The sequence below is a fragment of the Moraxella nonliquefaciens genome (assembly GCF_001679005.1).
Classification (GTDB): Bacteria; Pseudomonadota; Gammaproteobacteria; order Pseudomonadales; family Moraxellaceae; genus Moraxella; species Moraxella nonliquefaciens.
The window spans coordinates 193,665-212,091 of the sequence record NZ_LXTW01000003.1; the positions used below are offsets into that span (position 1 = coordinate 193,665).

The window sequence follows — 18,427 nt, forward strand, 5'->3', positions numbered from 1 at the left end:
CATTGTATGATAAATAACCACAGATGATAATATGGTTTTGATAAAAATTTATCATATCAAAAGATAAATTCTTGTCAATTTTAATCATTGGTTTTACAATGATGAAAAAACAATGATTAAAAACAGCCAACCAATACACTCATGACAAGCACACTCACCCCCATCCAATATCCCATCACTGCCCTTGCAGGCGTGGGTCAGCCATTGGCAAAAAAACTTGCCGAACTTGACATTCATCGTATTTTTGATTTGCTTATGCACCTACCACGAGACTATGAAGACCATAGCCGTACCGTGCCGATGAATATGGTAGAAAATGGGCAGGCATGTCTGATTGCAGGGGTCATCACGAACGTACTAAACAACAAAGGACGATTGTCGGTGTATTTAGAAGATGACAGTCATGGGGGCATGGTTGTTTTGCAATTTTTTAAAATCTATCCAGCTTTGATGCAGACCATGACAGTGGGTGCAAATATCACAGCATTTGGTGAAATAAAAATCAGTCGCTATGGCGTGCAGATGGCTCATCCAGAGTACCACATCACAGGGACAAAGACCTTTGAAAGTGGGCTTTTGCCCATTTATCCGACCGTCAAGGGGCTTCATCAAAACAAACTGCGTCAGCTTGTTCGCCTTGCCATCAATGCTGTTCATCAAACACCTTTGACCTGCCTATCTGATGATGATTTTGACAGCGTGGGCGTGACTGTGCAGGGCGACCTATTATCCGCCTTGATGGCCATACATCTGCCCGACCCACAGGCGGACATTTTTAGCCAAACCGCTCTTTTGACAGGGCTAAAAGAGCGTACCCATCCTGCTTGCCAAAGACTTATCATCGAAGAGCTTACCGCTCATCAGCTTGTATTTTTCTACCGCAAACAAAACCTACACACCCACAAAGCCCCTTTGTGTGAGCGTGTCAGTCCACTTGCAAGCAGGCTTGTGGCGAGCTTGCCATTTCATCCGACCAACGCCCAACAGCGTGTTGTTAGCGAGATAGTTGCCGACCTTGCCACCAGTAGACCCATGCTCCGCCTTGTGCAAGGGGATGTGGGGGCGGGTAAGACACTTGTGGCGGGCTTGGCGGCGTGCCATGCCATTGACAGCGGTTGGCAGGTAGCCATTATGGCACCGACTGAGATTTTGGCAGAGCAGCATTTGATGAACTTTAAAAAATGGTTTGAGCCTATGGGCGTGGGCGTGGGCTGGCTTGCTGGAAAACAAACCACCAAAGAGCGAAACGCCAGTTTGGATGCCATCATCAACAACGAGGTGCAAATCGTGGTTGGCACGCACGCCTTATTTCAAGATGGTGTGGTATTTGCTAAATTGGGATTGGTCATCATTGATGAACAGCATCGTTTTGGTGTGGAGCAGAGGCTAAAACTCGTCAATAAAGGTGTGGCAAACAGTACTCCTCATCAGCTGACCATGACCGCCACCCCCATTCCTCGCACGCTTGCCATGAGCATGTACGGCGATATGGACGTGTCGGTGATAGATGAGTTGCCACCTGGTCGCACCCCCATCACCACCGTTACCATCAACCGAGACCGCCATGATGAGGTGATTGAACGTATACGCATCAACTGCAAAAATGGTAAACAAGCCTACTGGGTGTGTCCGCTTGTTGAAGAATCCACCGTTTTAGACGCACAGTCGGCAGAGCTGTTATATGAAGCGTTGTGCGAGCGGTTGGACATACGGATAGGACTGGTACATGGCAAAATGAAAGCCAGTGATAAGCAAGCGGTGATGAATGACTTTAAAGAGGGCAATATTGACCTGCTGGTTGCCACTACTGTGATAGAAGTGGGTGTGGATGTGCCAAATGCGTCCCTTATGGTCATAGAAAATGCCGAACGGCTAGGCTTATCTCAGCTCCACCAACTGCGTGGACGTGTGGGACGTGGACAAGAAAAATCCTTCTGTGTGCTGCTCTACCAATTGCCCCTATCCCCCACAGGCATAGAGCGGCTTAACATTCTGCGAGAGAGTACAGATGGTTTTGTCATCGCTCAAAAGGATTTGGAGCTTCGTGGGGCAGGCGAGCTTTTGGGTAGACGCCAAACAGGGGAGATGGGTTACTATTTAGCGGACATCGTACGAGATGAGAGTCTACTTTACATCGCCCAAAATCTTGCCAAGCATCTCATCAGGCAGCCAAACAAAACCGCCCAAATACAAGCGATGATGGGATTATGGCTTAAAGAGAGTGGGGAGTTTGTGGGGGCGTGAGTGGTGAATGACTGTAAAAATATGCTAAAATATCAATATTAACTTTAAGGACAATCCCATGACCCACGAACTTATCCCTACCCAAACAGGGCTAACCCTACGCCGTACCGACACGCTGATAAACATTACCAATAAACTGCTCGCCCAAACAGGCATCAAAGGCATTAGCCAGATGAGCGATGATGAGCTGTGGGAATGGTGGCTTTCGCTTGATGATGAATGGCGGTTTTTATTTTTAAGACAAGGGCTGGAATTGGCGTTATGGATAGATGACGATTGGTATTTTGATGAAAATTTTGATTATCAAGTGGGTTTTGATTGGTTCGATAAAGAATTAACTTTTGTGTATGTTAAGGCAATACAGAATTTAACTCGTCTTGATTTATTGGAAAACCAAATCCAAGACATTTCGGTATTGGCGAATTTAACTAATTTAACCGAGCTTAATTTATGGGAAAACCAAATCCAAGACATTTCGGTATTGGCAAATTTAACCAATTTAACCAGTCTTGATTTACATCATAACGAAATCCAAGATATTTCGGTATTGGCGAATTTAACCAATTTAACCAGTCTTGATTTACATCATAACCAAATTCAAGATATTTCGGTATTGGCGAATTTAACCAATTTAACCGAGCTTAATTTATGGGATAACCAAATTCAAGATATTTCGGTATTGGCGAATTTAACCAATTTAACCGAGCTTAATTTATGGGATAACCAAATTCAAGATATTTCGGTATTGGCGAATTTAACCAATTTAACCAGTCTTAATTTAGGGGATAACAAAATCCAAGATATTTCATCATTGGCGAATTTAACTAATTTAACTAGTCTTGGTTTACCATATAACCAAAATAACCAAATCCAAGATATTTCTGTTTTGGTGAATTTAACTAATTTAACCAGTCTTAAGTTATGGAATAACCAAATCCAAGATATTTCTGTTTTGGTGAATTTAACCAATTTAACCAGTCTTTATTTACAATATACCCAAATCCAAGACATTTCAGCATTGGCGAATTTAACCAATTTAACCAGTCTTGATTTATATCTTAACCAAATCAAAGACATTTCGGTATTGGCGAATTTAACCAATTTAACCAAGCTTTATTTATTGGATAACAAAATTCAAGATATTTCGGCATTGGCGAATTTAACCAATTTAACTGGTCTTGTTTTATGGGATAACCAAATTCAAGATATTTCGGTATTGGCGAATTTAACCAATTTAACCAATTTAACCAGTCTTAATTTATATCGTAACAAAATTCAAGATATTTCGGCATTGGCGAATTTAACCAATTTAACCAGTCTTGCTTTATGGAATAACCAAATTCAAGATATTTCTGTTTTGGCAAGCCTAATAAAATTAGAACATCTTTATTTATCAGAAAACCCAATCAATCCCCAAGATATAGAATGGCTACAACAAAAACTTCCAAATTGTAAAATTATATTTTGAGAAATAAAAAATGCAAACCCAAGCCCTTTTTGACAACATCCCAAGCCATATCATCAATGAATTAAACCAAGCCATGCACAGTATTTATATTGCGGTGGCGTGGTTTACACGCACGGATATTTTTGAAGTGTTATTACAAAAAGCCAAAGCAGGCGTTACGGTACAGCTTGCCCTATCTAATGACCGTATCAACCGCACCGCTCCAATCCGCCATGATGAGCTGTCAGCAGTTGCCAACCGCCATACCCACTGGATAGGGGACGGCAATAAGCGGTTAATGCACCATAAATTCTGCGTGATTGACAATCAAACAGTGATTACAGGGTCATTTAATTGGAGCAAAAAAGCCGAAACGAGCAATCATGAAAACATCACAATCAGTCAAGATGAACTGTTGGCAAAGGCGTTTTGTCAAGAATTTTATAAGATTATTGGCAAGCCCATGCCAAGCGATGAAAAGCCATTGCCGATTGCTCAGATTATGAAACGCATGGAGATTTTAAAAAATTATGTCATCTTGGAGGATTTGGACGACATTAGCCGTGAAAATCAAAAATTACAACAATTTGACAGCGAGCAGGACATTAGCGAGATTTATCACGCCATTAAAAAAATGCAGTTTAGCCATGCCATTGGACTGATTGATGATTTTATCAAAAAATATCATACGATTGCGGTTTATGCTGATGCTGATATTATGGCGTTAAAATTGGAAATTCGGCTATTAGAACATGAAATTAATTTATACGACAGCGAAAAGGCGGAATTAGAAAAATTGCTTGCCGATTTTAATCATCAGCACAGCATGAATTTGGGCGATTTAATCAGTGAAATTTTATCTTTACGAAAACAGCTTGCCAAACAGCAAGGCGACCAAAATGCCTATGATGAAGCCAAACAAGACGAGCAAACATTTAATGAGCAGTTGGATAAAGAAAAAGCCAGAACGCATTATAGACTAAATGCCGATGAACAAAAACTCCTAAAACAAGCCTACCGCAAAGCCAGTCAAATATGCCACCCCGACCGTGTCAATGATGAACAAAAGGACATGGCAATGGCGGTGTTTAATGAATTGCGACAAGCGTATGAACAAAACGATTTAAAAACAGTGGAGCGGATACTTGATGATTTGCAAAAAGGGATATTTAAAGCTCGCTCGGAGACCGTCAGCCAAAACGATAAATTAAAACTCATCAAAACCCAATTATCCCAAAAACTGGATAATCTTAAAGTTATCATTGATGAGATTAAGGCAAGCCAAAGCCATCAAGTGGTAAGCAGTATTGATGATTGGCAAGAGTATTTTGATAATCAAAAAATAGAGCTGATAAGGGAGCGAGACAAGCTAAGAGAGCTGATAAAAAACACGGACGCAAAGTAGCACAAATACCCTTGACAATCCCCCAAGCCTTGTTACAATGCTGTTTTGTCATTCATCAAATCACCATGAACAAGCCAACTTCTAACCCCAAAAACCCCTTATTGTGGGCGATGTGTGCCATCGCTCTTGTGGTATTTGGTGTGCTGGTAGGGCGATTGACCGCCAAATCATCAATGACCACACACGCCATTGACACACCCCCAGATGAGCTAAGCGATGCCCCTAAGGTTGTTATGACTGTACAAGCGACCACACCGCAGCCCATGATGGTTGATGATGACATCATGGCAAGTGGTATCATGCACGCTAAAAATACCGCCGAGGTCAGTGCCAAAATCACAGGAGCGACCATTGAACAGGTACTCGCCGAGGTGGGTGATGATGTCAAGGTGGGGCAGGTGCTTGCTGTGCTGGATAAAGATGCCATGAGTGAGCATGTGGTACAGGCACAGGCGGATTATGAACAGGCAACGGCAAGCCATGAACAGGCACAGGCGGATTTGGCACGAGTTGAGCCACTGCTTGCCATTGATGCGATAAGCCGTCAGCAAGTGGACAGTCATCGCACCGCCCTAAAACAAGCCCAAGCGACAAAAAAAGCGAGTTTGGCACGCCTTAACAGAGCCAAAAATAACCTAAATAACACCCAAATTACTGCCCCTGTGGCAGGAATTATCAGTGCCAAAAACGCACAAGTGGGCATGGCGGTCAGTGGCACACCGCTATTTAGCATCATCAAAGATGGGCATTTAGAGTGGCAAGCAACACTCTCACCTACCGATGCTAAGCGTATTCATCTCGGACAGCAAGCACAGGTCATGGTAGGTGATGGAATCGTGGCGGGGCAAGTAACTCATTTGTCGCCAACTGCCAATACCGGACGTGAAATCGTCGTTCACGTTGCCATGCCTGCCCATGCCATGCTAAAAGCAGGGACGTATCAGCGTGGGCGGTTCGTGCTGGGCAGTCAAAGCCATGACGCCATACCCAGCTCAGCGGTGATGAGTACGGATGGTTATGACCATGTGTGGCAACTTATCAAAACTGACAAGGCGGACATCTACCAAATCCAACGCCAAAAAATCACCATTTTGACCCGTAAGCAGGATAAAGTGGCGACCGATTTACCATCTGGTACATTGATTGTGGCAAGTGGGGTAAGTTTTTTAAATGAAAATGACCTGGTCAATATCGCCATGACCGAAGATTTAACAGAGAATAAGGCACAACACCCATGAACTTTTCAGCCTATTCTATCAAAAATCCCTTAGTGGCGATTTTATTATTTACCTTGTTTAGCCTTGGCGGTTTACTTGCTTTTGACAACATGAAAATTCAGCAGTTTCCTGATATTGACGTACCTGCTGTTGTTGTTACGGTGGCATATTCAGGAGCAAGCCCTGCCCAGTTAGAAACAGATGTTGCCAAAAAAATAGAAAACAAAATCGCATCCATCTCAGGGGTCAAACACATTCGTTCAACCTTACAGACGGGTGTGGCAACAGTGCATACCGAATTTGCTTTGGAAAAAGACCTCTCAGAGGCGGTAGATGAGGTACGCTCTGCCTTAGATGAGATTGGTGGTGATTTGCCCGCTGCTGCCAAAGAGCCCATCATTACCAAAGTCTCTACCGCAGGCTTTCCTGTGGTGGGTTATTCGGTGGCAGCAGATAACATGAGCGAAGCACAGCTGTCTTGGTTTGTTGATGATACATTAAACAAGCGTTTGTCTAATGTGGCAGGCGTGGGAGTGATGAGTCGTGTGGGTGGTATTGAACGCCAAATCATCATTACCCCTGATGTAACAAAACTCAATGGTTGGAGAATGCCCATTGATGATTTATCCAAACAAATCAGCCTACTGCAAACAGATGCCACAGGTGGTATGGCCACAATCGGTGGGGGAAAGCAGACCATTCGGGTGCTTGGGGCGGCACGCAGCGTTCAGGAACTGGCTCATTTGCAAGTGGTTACACCAGCAGGGGGCGTGCCATTGGGTCAATTTGCCAATATTGATGATGCCCATGCTGACAGAGTTGGCGTGGCAAAACTGGACGGACAGACGGTGGTGGCGATTAATGTTACACGTTCACGTGGGGCAAGCGAGGTGGAGATGGTCAAAGGCATTGATGCACAATTTGCCAAACTTACCCAAGAGATGCCACACATTCGTATCCAAAAAATCTATGACAACGCCCAGCCAGTTTTTGAAGATTATCATGCCAGCATGAAGATGCTCATTGAGGGCTGTATTTTGGCGGTGGTGGTTGTTTGGCTTTTTTTGAAAAATTGGCGGGCGACATTGGTGGCGGCAGCTGCCTTACCTTTGTCTATCATCCCCACTTTTTTGGTGATGTATGTGTTTGATTTTAGCTTAAATATCATCTCACTGCTTGCTTTATCGCTCGTCATCGGTGTGCTGGTTGATGATGCCATTGTGGAGGTGGAGAATATCATGCGACATCTGCACATGGGTAAGACCCCGTATGAAGCAGCGATGGAGGCGGCAGATGAGATTGGGCTTGCGGTGGTAGCAACCACATTCACGCTCATCGCTGTGTTTTTGCCAACTGCCTTTATGAGCGGTGTGGTGGGGCAATTTTTTAAGCAGTTTGGATGGACGGCGGCGATTGCGGTTTTTATCTCGTTATTGGTAGCACGTTTGGTAACACCCATGATGGCAGCATACATCCTACAACCTGAACGACCCAAAACCAACACTCAAAGTAGCACCATGACCACATATCTTAAACTGGTGTCATGGACGTTAAAGCACCGTTTTATCACACTTGGGGCGACCATTTTGCTGTTTGTTGCTTCATTATTAATGTCAGGACTGCTTTCGGGTGAATTTGTGCCAAAAGATGACAGCGACCAGACGCAGATGACTTTGGAGCTAAGCCCTGATGCGACTCTAAAAGACACAACCGTTATCGCTGATATGACCGCTGAGCGTATCCGTCATATTGATGGGGTGCAATCGGTGTTCATGTCGGTAGGAGCGGCAGGTGGCGGGGCTGACAACCACAGTACATCAGCAGTAATGGAGAATAAAGCCACACTAAATATAGTGCTTGCCTCACGTGGCGAGCGTCCCACCAAAACACAGATAGAACATGCCATATCCGATATTGTGAAGGACATACCGTCTGCTCGCTTTACAGTGGGCATATCAGCAGGGGGTGATACAGGTTATGGATTTTCGTTGCGTTCGGATAATCCTAAACTGCTAGAAGAGACAGCGGATAAGGTCATGGCAGAGATTCGTGGATTGCCCAATGTCTCATCGGTTAGCAGTAATAAGCCCTTACCCAAGCCTGAACTTGCTGTCATGGCCGACCCCATGCGTATGGCAGATAAAGGGGTTAGCACACAGTCGCTTGCTGATACCTTGCGTATCGCCACACAAGGTGACCATGAACAGGCGTTACCAAAACTTAATCTTGATACACGCCAAATTCCCATTGTTGTCCGTCTGCCTGACAGTGTGCGTGCTGATTCTGTGGCATTATCTGATTTGTATGTGCCAAGCAGTACAGGCGATGCAGTCAAAATCTTTGAGGTGGCAGACATTAACTTTACCACAGGTGAAGCACAGATTCGTCGCCTCAACCGTGAACGCAGTATCAAAATCACAGTACAATCCAAGCAGCAGTTAGGAGAGGTGGTTAATGCTGTCAAGGGTTTGCCCAGTTTGACCAACTTGCCAGATGGCGTCAGTGTCAGAGATGAGGGGCAGGCAGACAATATGGCGGAGCTATTTACTGGTTTTATCATTGCGATGGGCGTGGGGGTATTCTGTATTTTTGGGGTGCTGGTGCTATTGTTTCATAAAGTATTACAGCCCTTGACCATCCTAATGGCGTTACCTTTATCTGTCGGTGGGGCGTTGATTGGTTTGGTGCTAACAGGGTCTGGTTTATCCATATCATCCATGATTGGCTTTATCATGCTTATGGGTATTGCCACAAAGAATTCTATCTTACTGGTGGATTATGCTATTATTGCCACACAACAAGGCAAATCTCGTCCAGATGCGATACTAGATGCGTGTCGTAAGCGTGTTCGCCCCATCATTATGACAACCATCGCAATGGGAGCGGGCATGTTACCGTTGGTGTTTGGGTGGGGTGGGGTGGACTCAACCTTTCGCCGTCCGATGGCGGTGGCGGTGTTAGGCGGACTTATCACGTCCACATTTTTAAGCCTTGTGGTGATACCAGTGGTTTATACGCTGATGGATGATGTGGGGCAGTGGTTTAAAAAAACCAAGAGGGCTTAATTTGCCAAAACCACGTCAAAGGGCGTGGTTTTGCTTTTGTGGTTTATGCATAAGATATGTATAGTTACCCAAACAACAGTAAAATATAGAAAATTACACTTGTTCAAGGTTTTAAGATATTAATCATCTTTGGCGTACTACACACCTGTATTGGGTTGTAATTAAAGTTCCCAATTACTTTTTTTAAGATATTCATTGCACCATTAACATCGGCATTAGAGCCGACCATTTGATGACTTGAATAACCCACGTTTAATCCGCTTACCCTTGTAAGTGGATTGCTTTTGTATTGGCTCATCATCTAGGAAACTGCATTTACTGGTGTGGTTTTCATTTGTGATAATGACCTGTATGCCTTTTTCTTTTGCCTTATAGGTTATCATGTTTAATAACGTGGCAAAAGGAATGTTCACAAACTTTTGGTTATTGACTTTGCCAATCTCAATCTCTTGTTTCCAACCTTTATTGTAACCAATAACAATGGTATCAATGTGGTTTTCAACGGCATGATTAATCAAGTAATGGCTTGCTTTATGTAAAAAGTCATTAACTTTATGTTTGCGTTTTTGGTAAAGCCTATCTAGTTTCTTTCGGATTGATGGCTTTAAAAAATCTTTGGCGGTATCTAATCGGCTTTTTAACTTCGCCAACTTTTTATTAAAATATTGATTAAAGGATTTTTGGGCTTGCCCTTTAATGATTAAAGGCGTTAGATTAACATTGTTACCCACAGTCATTAGATTATTCACGCCAAAATCAATGGATAAGACCCTTGTCGGGTTTACGGATGTATCGGTTTTTGTATCTTGTGTCTTGTAACAAATTTTAACGTCATAGCCATTTGCCACTTTAACGATTTTAACTTCTTGAATGTTGTTATAATCAATAATTTGGTTAAGTTTGCCTAAATGGATAGAGATGGGGCGTGTTTTGTCAAAAGGTGATAATGTGAGTACGCCCTTGGGTAAGTCCTTTTTACTAATAGCCTGTTTGGTAAAAATGATGTTCGCACGACCTTTTTGTTTGTCTAAATAACGTGGTATATTAGGACGTGGTTTTGACTTGTCTTTAACCCCTAACTTAACTAATCCCCAAAAAGATTGAAATTCTTGGGCGACTTGAAAAATAATCTGTTGGCTGACCTTTCTAGGGATTGCGACATAATCAGCTTGTTTGTCCTGTGTGAACTCTTTGATGAGTTTGTATTTATTTAAGGTCTTATTCTCTTTAAAAAAGAATTGGCGATAGACATATAAGGCTGAGTTTTTAAGGTTTTTACATAAAAACGCATAGTCATCAATCACAGCAAATAATGGATTGGTGTTTTTGATGACTATGGTGGCGGTTTTATACATGGTCTTTCTAGTTCTTTAATCAGTTGCTCAGTTTTGTGTTTTGTTTGTCTTAATCCATAAAGTCTTGCACAAAAAGATGTGATGATGGCGGTAAAATCCGCCATTAAGTCATCTTTGGGGTTATCAGTATTATTAACCACTTCAATTCTACGGTTTTGTAGGGCGAGTAAGGTCTCTAAATAATTAAATCCAAAACGTGTTAATCGGTCTTTATGCTCTACAATAATTACGTTTAAACTGGGGTCTTTAAGTAAAGCGGTTAATTTTGGACGTTGGTCATTTACACCGCTACCCACTTCCTTAATGACTTTGGTAACTTTGTAACCATAAGCGTTGGCATAACTTATTAGTCGCTTAGCTTGGGTATCGAGATTTATCTTGTTTTCACCAGATGAGACACGGCAGTAAATAGCGACAAGCGTTTTTGGCATCAGATTATCGCCATCATCAATAATAATCGCACCCCCTGTTTCGGTGCGTTCTGATTTAACTTTGCCTGCTTTTACCCAATTCCATACGGTGCGGTATTGCACTCGTTTTAATTTGGCATATTCAGATATTTTATATCTCATGAGAGTATGGTATAATTTTCATAATTATACCATGTTTTACTATTATTTGCGGTTGATGGCAATGATACGCACCTTTAATTAAATCAAATCATGGATTAATGCGTGATACACACCCAAGCAATCGGGCTGTTTTGATTTAAATGATGATAAAACATAACTTACACAATTTTTGTCTAATTTTCTACCATCATGCCTTTATCTAGCAATATCCGCCCCTTTGGTGTCCGTTGGATATAGCCTTGCTGAATGAGATAAGGCTCTATCACATCTTCTAGTGTGCCACGGTCTTCTGCCATTGCCGCTGCAATGGCCTCCACGCCCGCAGGTCGTCCATCAAAACGCTCTTTTAGCATAGACAGATAACGCCTGTCTAAGTGGTCAAGCCCCTGCTTGTCTACCAAAAGCATGTCTAGGGCAAGACTTGCCATCTGTCCTGTTACTGTACCATCTCCTTTGACCTCGGCATAATCACGCACACGACGTAAAAGACGGTTGGCGATGCGAGGTGTGCCACGAGAGCGTCTGGCAACTTCTATCGCTCCCATCTCCTCCATGTCAATCCCCAAAAGATTTGCTGAGCGTTTGACAATGGTGGTCAAATCTGCCACATCATAAAATTCAAGGCGTTGGACGATACCAAATCTATCACGCAGTGGCGACGTTAAAAGCCCTGCTCGGGTGGTCGCTGCCACGAGTGTAAAAGGAGGCAGGTCAAGTTTGATGGAGCGGGCAGCAGGACCTTCGCCTATCATGATGTCAAGCTGAAAATCCTCCATGGCAGGATAGAGTATCTCCTCAATGACAGGTGATAGACGGTGAATCTCATCAATAAACAGCACATCCCCCTCTTCTAGATTGGTGAGCATGGCCGCCAAATCTCCCGCTCGCTCCAACACAGGGCCGCTGGTAGAACGTAGATTACCGCCCATTTCACGGGCGATGATGTTGGCAAGCGTGGTCTTACCCAAACCAGGGGGACCAAAAATTAGCGTATGGTCTAACGCTTCGCTGCGTTGTCTGGCGGCGGTGATGAACACCTCCATCTGCTCACGTACTTTGGGCTGTCCGATATAGTCAGATAAAGTGGTGGGGCGAATGGCACGGTCAAGATTGTCGTCTTTTTTGGTGTTGGGGTCTATTAGGCGATTGTGATTCATGATGATGATGTCAAAACAAAAGGGTATTATAAAGAAAAATGCCCAAAATGTGATGATTTTGTGGATTATTTTTTAAAAAGCAAAAATGCAATGGTTTGTAAAATAGCATACAGCACAAATCATCCATACATCGCACACAACTGTTACTGTATCGTTGCTAAACTTGGTTTTTAAACACAATTATTCTACATTTTTGGGTAAATTTGAGACATTTTTTTAAATATTTGTGGGTATGATAGTGCCATTTATCCAGTCAATAAGTCGGTTATTACCATGCTTATGTCAGTATCTCTTATCCATCTTATCAGACCCAGTATTGTTATCAGCTGTCATGGATTGATGTGTTTTGATAACTCCTTTGTAACAAACACCGCCAAAACCACCAAGATTTTAAGGACATTTGTCATTATTTTTTGTACCTGTGTGATGAATGCTTTGCCTGCCAATGCCCAGCACAAAGAAACCAAATTGCTAAAACCTGTCAAAGCATACACCATAAGCACCAAGGACTTAACCGATATTCGAGTAACTAAATATAAACTGGCATTGGTGCAAGTGATGGCGGAGATGTGTCCAAATATGTTAGTTGGACATCAAAAAGATAGATTTTATGATGCTTATAACAGCCAGCTTCGGGCATTTATTCCTGCTGTCAATGACCCAGATGAGCTGCTTGTTTATCTGTCCACACAGCAAGATTATCAAGTGATACTTCAAAACATACGTTCATGGACAAAGAGTTTTCCTGTCAACGAAAACAGAGAGCTTTGTGTGGATTTTGCCAATGCAGGACGAGCATTTTAGCCGAGCATGTCAATGGTGGCGTGATAAAATGATGCCCTATAAAAGTATGTATTAAACATCAAAAATAATTTCATATTTTTATCAAAGTTTGGTATAGTTAGCACTTTTTTATGCATAAATTTGAGTGAATCTGTGGTATGATGAGTATGATGATTTTTTTAAAGAAAACCCTCCTGACTTTGGCGTTTTTGACTGGCTCTGTCATAGCCTTTGCCAACGACAGTATCAATCCCCCCACTCAGGACAACGCCGCCTATGTGCTGATGGAATATGATACAGGCACGATTCTCGCTCAGAGTAATGCCAACACGCCGCTACCACCAGCATCATTAACCAAGATGATGACCAGTTACATTTTGGAGCAAAAACTGCTCTCAGGTGAGCTCTCTGAGACCACACCCATCAAAGTGAGCGAGACGGCATGGTGTCGTGGGTCAAGCAGTCAGTCGTGCATGTATGTACCACTTGGCGAGAGTGCCAATGCTATTGATATGTTGCGTGGCATCATCATACAATCAGGTAATGACGCTTCAATCGCTGTGGCAGAGCATATCTTAGGGTCAGAATCTGCCTTTGCAGCGATGATGAACGATGAAGCTGCCAAAATTGGCATGACCAATACTCATTTTGTGAATGCCACAGGCATGCCCGCCGAAGGGCATCATTCATCAGCCCACGATTTGGCGATATTGGCACGCACTGTCATCAAAAACTCAGCACAGTATTACTCCATTTATAGCGAAAAAGATTTCACATATAATAACATCAAACAAGGCAATCGTAACGCCTTATTATTTACAGATGCTACCGTGGACGGTCTAAAAACAGGACACACCTTTGAGTCTGGGTATTCACTGGCGGCATCAAGCCACAAGGATGGCATGCGTCTGATTGCCATCGTGCTTGGTGCTAAAAGCATGCAGGCAAGAGCCGACCAAGCTCGTGAGTTATTAAACTTTGGCTTTGGGCATTTTACTAATGTCGTGGTTGCCACCAGTGGCACAAATGCAGGCAACATCCCTGTCAAGTTTGGCAAAAATAAAACCATCACCGCAAGCACCCTAAGCGACCTAAAAGTACTGACCACCAAAAATCAAACGAGTCATTTTACCACCGCCATTAGGCTTAATGAAAATATCACCGCTCCCATCAAAAAAGGACAAGAGATCGGTCAGATGATGGCAATATTAGATGGCAGAACGGTTGCTAGCACTCCCATCATTGCTGATGAAGACGCACAAAGGGCGGGTTTTGTCAGTCGTATGTGGGAGAGTTTGGTTGATTGGATAAAAGGGTTGTTTTAAAAATGTTTTAAAAGCATGCTAATTTTAAAAACATTTTAAAATATCTGTCATTTGTCATTAAAAATCGGAGCATCTCTCCGATTTTTTATTTTTACTGCCAAATTAACATGGTGGGCATGTTCTAAGATTTTAAATCATTTTTTAAAAATAACATCATCAATAAATCTGACCGCCGATAAATATCTGTCGTGATAGTCTTTATCGTTAATAATATGTGGGGTAATTTGATGTTTGTCAAATAATATCATGAGCGTCTTTGAAAAAGCACTTCGTTCATCATCTGAGCCTAACGAACGCATGCCATCTGCAACCCATTTGACGTTGTTATCTAGCATGATGGTATGATCCATTTTGATGTTTTCACAAAATGCCGTTAATAAAGGGTGAGTACGATTTTCATAAGTCTGACAAAAGGCTTGTGTGGTGATAAAGTCAGTATCAATGATGGTGATGGGGCTAATGGCATTTTTTAGGGCGTTTTGCATTGCCAGATAATGCTGATTGGCAATGATGGGGTAATCGCTGTATTGCAATCCAATTTCTGTACCACCCAAATCACTATGGTTATAAAGCCGTCCCATTTCTGGGACAAAATGTGCACCATAATGATTGGCAAGTTTATGCACAAGTGTGGTTTTTCCAGAACTTTCGCCACCGACGATACAGACGGTTTGGGTGTAGTTTTGTTTGGCGGATGGGGCGATGGCGTGAAAATGAGTGATGGGATTTTGATAAATGGCGATGCTGTTATAAGCATTGTTGGGCAATGGGGTCATTTGTTGGGTTTGGATTGTCAAAGGGGTATTTGAGAGAAGATGATTGGCAAATGACTGTTTGACAAATAATGTGGGATTGTCATAAATGTGTAGGGCGTTGATGATAAGGCTGATGACTGATGTGTCAGAATTTGGTTCATCATAAGCCCAAGCTTGCCCATGTAAATCGGTCAAATTTAGACTCTGAGCGGTATGCACTTTAACAAAGTCAAAAAAACCACATGCCACCTGCACAGCTCTGGCTTTGTCTTGTAGAGTTGGTTTAAAAAGACTGTCGCCATCTTTGGGTAGTATCACGACATGCAGAGTATCTGTCTGCCCTGTGGCGTGGTTAATGTCTGCTAAATGCCCCAAATGTAGCGGTTCAAAATATCCAATTAGAATGCCTGTTTTCATTATGTCTGCTTTTTGTAATGTTAGGTGAAAATGGTAAAATAGAGTAAAAACTCTTGAAAATCATGACGTTGGCTGTTATTCTAATTACCCTTGTTGGGCATGTCTACCGCCGATGACATTTTTATAAAATATTTTTGATTGCAAAAACCAAAAACAAGCACGTCCCAATGAGCTTTTATCATACTTTATTATACAATGATACAAAATTATACAATGATACAAATGTATATTATACGCAAATTTGCAAGGTAAATGAAACTAACCAAGCTGGGGTTTTACAAAGTAAGGTTTTATTATGACACAAGCAAAATTATACAAATTACACCGTTCTCGCCATCACTGCATGATAGCAGGGGTAATGGGTGGCATCGCTGAATATTTGGGTTGGTCGCCCATGATGGTAAGAATCTTATTTGTCGTCATCTCAACGTTTAGTGTTGCTGTGCCAGGGGTATTGATTTATTTTATCTTATGGATTGTCATGCCCAAGGCGACGGCAAATTCATATGTGCCAGAAGCTAACTATCGGCAGGTGCGATAACTATAATGATATAACAAGAAATGATATAACAAGAATGACATGACAAGACCCATTTGGCTCGGCGTGTGTGATTGGTCATGTGATTAATAACATGATTAATGCCATGATTGATGCATGGGTAAAAAAATCCCCTTGAAAAATCCGTCTGCATCCCTATTTTTATCCTGTTAATTTTTTTAAGCTTAACAGGATATTTTTATGACCGTAAAAAACCACACCTTTGAAACCGAAGTTAATCAGCTTCTACACCTTGTAACACATTCACTCTACTCAAATCCTGACATATTTATCCGTGAATTGATATCCAATGCCTCTGATGCGTGTGATAAATTACGCTTTTTGGCAACAAGCGATGATGCGTTGTATGAAAATGACGGCGAGCTTGCCATTCGTATTGAGATTGACAAAGATGCTAAGACCTTGACCATCAGTGATAATGGCATTGGCATGAATGAAGCAGAGGTGATTGACCATCTGGGTACGATTGCCAAATCAGGCACCAAAGCCTTTTTGGATAAATTATCAGACGCTGACAAAAAAGATGGCAATCTTATTGGACAGTTTGGCGTGGGCTTTTACTCTGGCTTTATCGTGGCGGAAAAAATCACGGTAGAAACTCGTAAAGCTGGCGAGCCAAGCAGTGAGGGCGTACGCTGGGTATCGGATGGTACAGGCTCCTTTACCACCGAGAGCATTGATAAGCCTGCCCGTGGCACTTGTATCACCTTGCACCTAAAAGATGAATTTGTAGAGCGTGAAGATGGCGAGTACAGCTACCTTGACCGCTACAAAATCAAGTCTTTGGTAAGTAAATATTCTGACCACATCAGCCTGCCCATTCAAATGCGTAAAGAGGTATGGCAAGAAGATGCCAACCAAGATGACAATGACGAGAATGCTCCTGTGCCAAACGGCGAGATGATTGTAACGGACGAATGGGAAACCATCAATAAAGCATCTGCTCTATGGACACGCACGCCAAGCGAGATTGATGATGATGAGTACAGTGAATTTTATAAGACAGTGAGTTATGATTTTGATGAACCACTCACCTGGACGCACAACCGAGTAGAGGGGCGTGTGCAGTACACTCAGCTCCTATATATCCCCAAAAAAGCTCCGTTTGACCTATATGCCCGCGAGCAACAACGTGGACTAAAACTCTATGTCAAGCGTGTGTTTATCATGGATGATGCCGAGCAGCTGCTGCCCATGTACCTGCGTTTTGTCAAGGGTGTGATTGACAGTGCTGATTTACCGCTGAACGTCAGCCGTGAGATTTTGCAAGAGTCTCGTGATGTCAAATCTATCCGTGAGGGCAATGCCCGCCGTGTGCTGACTTTATTGGCAAGCTTGGCTAATAGTGAAGATGAGACCAAACAAGCCAAATTTGCCGACTTCTACCGAGAGTTTGGCGATGTCATCAAAGAGGGTTTGGGCGAAGATCAGACCAACCAAGAGCGTATTGCCAAACTGCTCCGTTATGCCACAAGTACCAATGATGCCATTGAGACAAGTTTTGCCGATTATAAAGCACGCATGAAAGATGGGCAAAAGGCAATTTATTATCTGACCGCTGATAACTTAGTCTCTGCCAAAAACAGTCCACAGTTAGAACTGTTTAACAAAAAAGGCATTGAGGTTATCCTAATGACCTCAAAAGTGGACGAATGGGCGATGAACTTTTTGAGCAAATTTGACGGCACGCCACTACAAAACATCGCAAAAGGTGCGGTGGATTTGGGGGATTTGACTGATGAAGCTGAAAAAGAAGAGGTTAAAAAGCAAGAAGAGGTCTTTAAACCTGTGGTAGAGCGTCTAAAAGGCGTGCTTGATGGGCGAGCCAAAGACGTGCGAGTAACGAGCCGTCTGGTGGACTCTCCTGCCTGCCTTGTTGTGGGTGATGGTGAGCTGACCCCACAAATGGCTCAAATGCTAAAAGCGATGGGGCAACCTGTGCCTGACATCAAACCCACGCTTGAAATTAATCCGACGCATCCGCTGATTGCACGTTTAGAAGATGGTGGCGATTTTGATGATTTGGCACAAGTTATCTTTGACCAAGCCCTAATTGCAGACGGCGGACAGCCTGATGACCCAGCAGGGTATTTAAAGCGGGTTAATAAATTGTTGTTAAAATAATC

12 protein-coding genes and 1 pseudogene are annotated in these 18,427 nt (G+C 42.7%); 9 read left to right on the plus strand and 4 right to left on the minus strand.

Going from position 1 to position 18,427, the window contains the following annotated elements; genetic code table 11:
- The first annotated feature begins 141 nt into the window (after nucleotides 1-141).
- Genes recG through A7456_RS02090 form a run of 5 tightly spaced genes read left to right on the plus strand, consistent with a single transcriptional unit; the run spans nucleotide 142 to nucleotide 9,378 of the window.
- On the plus strand, nucleotides 142-2,244 hold the full coding sequence (recG, locus tag A7456_RS02070) for an ATP-dependent DNA helicase RecG (RefSeq protein WP_067007073.1): 2,103 nt from the start codon (nucleotides 142-144) through the stop codon (nucleotides 2,242-2,244).
- 58 nt (nucleotides 2,245-2,302) lie between these two features.
- Complete coding sequence (locus A7456_RS02075) at nucleotides 2,303-3,712, plus strand: leucine-rich repeat domain-containing protein (RefSeq protein ID WP_067007076.1); 1,410 nt, start codon at nucleotides 2,303-2,305, stop codon at nucleotides 3,710-3,712.
- 10 nt (nucleotides 3,713-3,722) lie between these two features.
- Nucleotides 3,723-5,096: a phospholipase D-like domain-containing protein gene (locus A7456_RS02080; protein ID WP_067007079.1), complete on the plus strand. Its 1,374-nt coding sequence runs from the start codon at nucleotides 3,723-3,725 to the stop codon at nucleotides 5,094-5,096.
- Between the two features lie 11 nt (nucleotides 5,097-5,107).
- Entirely contained in the window at nucleotides 5,108-6,334 is a 1,227-nt protein-coding gene (locus A7456_RS02085) for an efflux RND transporter periplasmic adaptor subunit (RefSeq protein ID WP_145916040.1), read from the plus strand.
- Entirely contained in the window at nucleotides 6,331-9,378 is a 3,048-nt protein-coding gene (locus A7456_RS02090; RefSeq protein ID WP_067007084.1) for an efflux RND transporter permease subunit, read from the plus strand. Before A7456_RS02085 ends, A7456_RS02090 begins: the two co-directional genes overlap by 4 nt.
- Before the next feature lie 215 nt (nucleotides 9,379-9,593).
- Here A7456_RS02090 and A7456_RS02095 read toward each other — a convergent pair whose 3' ends face one another.
- The 3 genes from A7456_RS02095 to ruvB all read right to left on the minus strand — a co-directional run bounded on the left by A7456_RS02095 (nucleotide 9,594) and on the right by ruvB (nucleotide 12,462).
- Nucleotides 9,594-10,733 carry an RNA-guided endonuclease InsQ/TnpB family protein gene (locus tag A7456_RS02095; RefSeq protein ID WP_067007087.1) on the minus strand — a complete coding sequence of 380 codons (1,140 nt, stop codon included), beginning with the start codon at nucleotides 10,731-10,733 and terminating at the stop codon, nucleotides 9,594-9,596.
- Entirely contained in the window at nucleotides 10,712-11,305 is a 594-nt protein-coding gene (locus A7456_RS02100) for an IS607 family transposase (RefSeq protein ID WP_067007089.1), read from the minus strand. Before A7456_RS02100 ends, A7456_RS02095 begins: the two co-directional genes overlap by 22 nt.
- A 173-nt stretch (nucleotides 11,306-11,478) precedes the next feature.
- Nucleotides 11,479-12,462: a Holliday junction branch migration DNA helicase RuvB gene (gene ruvB, locus A7456_RS02105; protein ID WP_067007092.1), complete on the minus strand. Its 984-nt coding sequence runs from the start codon at nucleotides 12,460-12,462 to the stop codon at nucleotides 11,479-11,481.
- 273 nt (nucleotides 12,463-12,735) lie between these two features.
- On the opposite strand from ruvB, the gene A7456_RS02115 reads away from it, so the two are divergent.
- Nucleotides 12,736-13,266, plus strand: a complete 531-nt coding sequence (locus A7456_RS02115; RefSeq protein ID WP_145916041.1) for an MCR_0457 family protein — start codon at nucleotides 12,736-12,738, stop codon at nucleotides 13,264-13,266.
- A 146-nt stretch (nucleotides 13,267-13,412) separates the two neighbouring features.
- Entirely contained in the window at nucleotides 13,413-14,570 is a 1,158-nt protein-coding gene (locus A7456_RS02120; protein WP_227713249.1) for a D-alanyl-D-alanine carboxypeptidase family protein, read from the plus strand.
- Between the two features lie 134 nt (nucleotides 14,571-14,704).
- Here the strand turns inward: A7456_RS02120 and nadR are convergent.
- Nucleotides 14,705-15,760 (minus strand): annotated as a pseudogene (gene nadR, locus A7456_RS02125) (multifunctional transcriptional regulator/nicotinamide-nucleotide adenylyltransferase/ribosylnicotinamide kinase NadR); the annotation flags it as partial.
- Between the two features lie 277 nt (nucleotides 15,761-16,037).
- On the opposite strand from nadR, the gene A7456_RS02130 reads away from it, so the two are divergent.
- A complete protein-coding gene (locus A7456_RS02130) occupies nucleotides 16,038-16,283 on the plus strand; it encodes a PspC domain-containing protein (protein ID WP_067007107.1) in 246 nt (81 codons plus the stop codon).
- 198 nt (nucleotides 16,284-16,481) lie between these two features.
- Nucleotides 16,482-18,425 carry a molecular chaperone HtpG gene (gene htpG / locus A7456_RS02135; protein ID WP_067007110.1) on the plus strand — a complete coding sequence of 648 codons (1,944 nt, stop codon included), beginning with the start codon at nucleotides 16,482-16,484 and terminating at the stop codon, nucleotides 18,423-18,425.
- The last annotated feature ends 2 nt before the right edge of the window (nucleotides 18,426-18,427 follow it).

Excerpts from the sequence above, each read along its gene's own strand:
- A7456_RS02075 (WP_067007076.1), top strand. The coding sequence starts at position 2,303 with ATGACCCACGAACTTATCCCTACCCAAACAGGGCTAACCCTACGCCGT.
- A7456_RS02100 (WP_067007089.1), bottom strand. The coding sequence starts at position 11,305 with ATGAGATATAAAATATCTGAATATGCCAAATTAAAACGAGTGCAATAC.
- A7456_RS02120 (WP_227713249.1), top strand. The coding sequence starts at position 13,413 with ATGATGATTTTTTTAAAGAAAACCCTCCTGACTTTGGCGTTTTTGACT.
- A7456_RS02095 (WP_067007087.1), bottom strand. The coding sequence starts at position 10,733 with ATGTATAAAACCGCCACCATAGTCATCAAAAACACCAATCCATTATTT.
- A7456_RS02080 (WP_067007079.1), top strand. The coding sequence starts at position 3,723 with ATGCAAACCCAAGCCCTTTTTGACAACATCCCAAGCCATATCATCAAT.
- recG (WP_067007073.1), top strand. The coding sequence starts at position 142 with ATGACAAGCACACTCACCCCCATCCAATATCCCATCACTGCCCTTGCA.
- ruvB (WP_067007092.1), bottom strand. The coding sequence starts at position 12,462 with ATGAATCACAATCGCCTAATAGACCCCAACACCAAAAAAGACGACAAT.
- A7456_RS02130 (WP_067007107.1), top strand. The coding sequence starts at position 16,038 with ATGACACAAGCAAAATTATACAAATTACACCGTTCTCGCCATCACTGC.
- A7456_RS02090 (WP_067007084.1), top strand. The coding sequence starts at position 6,331 with ATGAACTTTTCAGCCTATTCTATCAAAAATCCCTTAGTGGCGATTTTA.
- A7456_RS02115 (WP_145916041.1), top strand. The coding sequence starts at position 12,736 with ATGCTTATGTCAGTATCTCTTATCCATCTTATCAGACCCAGTATTGTT.
- htpG (WP_067007110.1), top strand. The coding sequence starts at position 16,482 with ATGACCGTAAAAAACCACACCTTTGAAACCGAAGTTAATCAGCTTCTA.